Annotated in this window: 5 protein-coding genes; all 5 read left to right on the forward strand. The window is 34.3% G+C overall.

The genetic code is table 11. The features are described 5' to 3' along the window. Window positions 1–131 precede the first annotated feature (131 nt). The 5 genes from DXB52_RS15205 (at window position 132) to DXB52_RS15225 (ending at window position 2,566) form a co-directional block, all read left to right on the forward strand. Window positions 132–884: a CPBP family intramembrane glutamic endopeptidase gene (locus DXB52_RS15205; RefSeq protein WP_207661773.1), complete on the forward strand. Its 753-nt coding sequence runs from the start codon at window positions 132–134 to the stop codon at window positions 882–884. Between the two features lie 42 nt (window positions 885–926). Next, on the forward strand, window positions 927–1,115 hold the full coding sequence (locus DXB52_RS15210) for a hypothetical protein (protein WP_330581133.1): 189 nt from the start codon (window positions 927–929) through the stop codon (window positions 1,113–1,115). Further along, window positions 1,087–1,758: a rubrerythrin gene (gene rbr / locus DXB52_RS15215; RefSeq protein ID WP_472520499.1), complete on the forward strand. Its 672-nt coding sequence runs from the start codon at window positions 1,087–1,089 to the stop codon at window positions 1,756–1,758. Before DXB52_RS15210 ends, rbr begins: the two co-directional genes overlap by 29 nt. 127 nt (window positions 1,759–1,885) lie before the next feature. Further along, the gene (locus DXB52_RS15220) at window positions 1,886–2,089 is read left to right on the forward strand and encodes a DUF6219 family protein (protein ID WP_054751798.1); all 204 of its coding nucleotides are present in this window, start codon (window positions 1,886–1,888) and stop codon (window positions 2,087–2,089) included. Window positions 2,090–2,140: 51 nt separating this feature from the next. Beyond that, the gene (locus DXB52_RS15225; protein WP_054751468.1) at window positions 2,141–2,566 is read left to right on the forward strand and encodes a bacteriohemerythrin; all 426 of its coding nucleotides are present in this window, start codon (window positions 2,141–2,143) and stop codon (window positions 2,564–2,566) included. Window positions 2,567–2,863 lie beyond the last annotated feature (297 nt).

A 2,863-nucleotide genomic window follows, 5' to 3' on the forward strand; every position in this document is an offset into this window, starting at 1 on the left:
GATTTAACAATACTACTTTTAGGACTTGCTTTCCACTGTTTTGTTATAGAAAACAGAAAATCGCTATGCCACAGCCTCGGCAGGCCATCGCGTAGCGATTTTGTTCAATGTGAATTTATGGAGAGATTATGATGAAAAAATCATTATCCTATTCTGCAATAACGCTTGCAGTAACTCTTGTTATTGGTCAGATATTACTTATTTTGTTTTCTGAAGGAAATTCAATTGGTTCCTCTGTCTTGTTTATTTTAATGAACTTAACGCCAATGTTTGTTGCGATTGCTTTTGCAAAATCAGATGGGCAGAAAGCGGTGCTCAAAGATATGTTTTTGCAGAGAGAGTCCATCTACTCATATATCTTGGCAATTGGTAGTGTATGCGTATATTATGGTGTTTCATTTATAATGGGAAATATATCGTTGACGGGCGGAACAATTATTTCAGTATTGGTATATATGCCATGGACAATCCTGCAAGGTGGATTAGAAGAATGTGGTTGGAGATGGTATTTGCAACCAAAGTTTAATATAAAGTCATATGTATTAAAAATGTTCTTAATATCAATCGTGTGGTTTTTATGGCACATTCCAATTTATAGATTACCTTGGATTACAGCTGGATCTAGTAATTATCTAATATTCTATCTAATGATATTAGGAAATACATTTATGTTTGGAACAATAAAAGAATATTCCAAAGGTGTGTTACCCTGCGTAATCGCACATATTTTAATAGATTCGCTAGCTGCAGCGATGCTTGTAGGAAGCAATATTGTTAAAATTGGAATATTGGTAGCGTTTGAAATAGCGATATCTATTTTTATAGTTAAAGTAAAAATAATAACAAGAATCATTACTATTTTATTGACAGAACTATTAAAATGATATATAATCCTTATTAAGAACAAATCCTAATAAGGAGATTGGATGACAAATAGAAGAAATACTATTCAGAAAGATCTCGTACGAAATGCCGTATATAAGATGAAAAGGCATGTTACAGCAACTGAAGTGTATGAATTTATAAAAGAAGCATATCCTACAATCGGAAAAGGAGGCAGTTGGACAAACGGAGGATGGTCAGACGATATGGCGTTGCAGAATCTGTGGATATGAATATGTAGGCGAAGAATTACCGGATGATTTTATATGTCCTTTGTGTAAGCACCCGGCATCAGATTTTAAAAAAGTAGTGAAGAAAACGGAGGTAAAAGAAATGACAGCGAACAAATACGCAGGAACACAGACAGAAAAAAATTTACAGGAAGCATTTGCAGGGGAGTCTCAGGCAAGAAATAAGTATACCTATTTTGCTTCTGTAGCAAAAAAGGAAGGCTATGAACAGATGTCAGCATTGTTTTTAAAGACCGCAGATAATGAAAAAGAACATGCAAAGATGTGGTTCAAGGAATTAGCAGGAATTGGAGATACAAAAGAAAATTTAGTAGCAGCTGCAGAAGGTGAGAATTATGAGTGGACAGATATGTATGAAGGCTTTGCTAAAACAGCTGAGGAAGAAGGTTTTCATGAACTTGCAGCAAAATTCAGAGCTGTAGGAGAGATTGAGAAGCATCACGAGGAGAGATATCGTGCACTTCTTAAAAATATTGAAACTGCACAGGTATTTGAAAAGAGCGAGGTTAAGGTATGGGAATGCCGTAACTGTGGACATATTGTGGTAGGAACAAAAGCACCTGAGGTATGCCCGGTATGTAATCATCCGCAGAGCTATTTTGAAGTGCATGCAGAGAATTATTAAGAAATCAGCTGAACTTGTTGAAAAATTTATGAAACATCATTGACAGAACATATAAAGAAATGCATAGATAATGGTGTTGTACAGCAATTATATTTGCGTTACAATTAAAGAGATTGGAGGTGAAATCGTGAAAACTCATAAATATTGGGCAGTAGGTGCATTAGCATGTATGGTTGCTACATTTTATACCGGCTTCAGAGGAAAGATGAAGGAACATAAGATTTTTGCGATTGGAGCAATGGGATGTATGTTATTTTCTGTACTCTCTGGGTATAAGATGATTTCGGGCAAAGGTGCAGTTAAGAAAAGTGAAGAAGTAGAAAAGAATTAGAATATTTATGCAATTTGGTAACTTATATGAGGTGGATTGTAAGGTGGTTTTATGACAGTAATTACATTTGATGATAATTTAATAACAGGCAATAAGACAATAGACGAGCAGCATAAGGAACTGATTGATCGTATTCAGCAGTTTGTGAGTGCATGTGAATCAGAAGATGCAAGAGTAAAGGCAATTAAAATGCTTGATTATCTTGATGAATATACGGAATTTCATTTCAAAGAAGAAGAAAAACTGCAGAAAGATGTAGGTTACCCAGGCTTGGAGGAACATATAAAGAAGCATGAGGAGTTCAGGCATACTGTTAAGGTACTCTATGACTATCTGGATGAAAATGAGGGACCAGATGAAAAGTTTATGGAACAGGTAAAAATCAATGTTATTGACTGGCTGTTTGGTCATATCAAGACATTTGACAGATCTGTAGCCGAATATATAAATATATATGATAATCCTGACAGATTATAGAACTGTTTGTTATGCAATTATATTTTAATAATGTATGCCCCAGTCAGACAAAATACTTTCTGCAAAGCAGCAGATATACTTGCAGATAAGTGTGGATGTGATGTAATTGCACGATTTGAGATTGATGGAGATGCTGTAGAAGTTGACAATTTAATAAAGTTTACAAAAAAAGGTATTCAGATGAGTGTTACGTATCTGAATATCTTTTTTTATAATTGTGCACATAAATTAAATATATGCTTGACAGCTTTTTTTATAATTGTGCACATAAATTAAATATATGCTTGACAGAATAAA

Source organism: Ruminococcus sp. OM04-4AA, from assembly GCF_003462585.1.
Classification (GTDB): Bacteria; Bacillota; Clostridia; order Lachnospirales; family Lachnospiraceae; genus Mediterraneibacter; species Mediterraneibacter faecis.

Excerpts from the sequence above, each read along its gene's own strand:
- DXB52_RS15205 (WP_207661773.1), top strand. The coding sequence starts at position 132 with ATGAAAAAATCATTATCCTATTCTGCAATAACGCTTGCAGTAACTCTT.
- DXB52_RS15210 (WP_330581133.1), top strand. The coding sequence starts at position 927 with ATGACAAATAGAAGAAATACTATTCAGAAAGATCTCGTACGAAATGCC.
- DXB52_RS15225 (WP_054751468.1), top strand. The coding sequence starts at position 2,141 with ATGACAGTAATTACATTTGATGATAATTTAATAACAGGCAATAAGACA.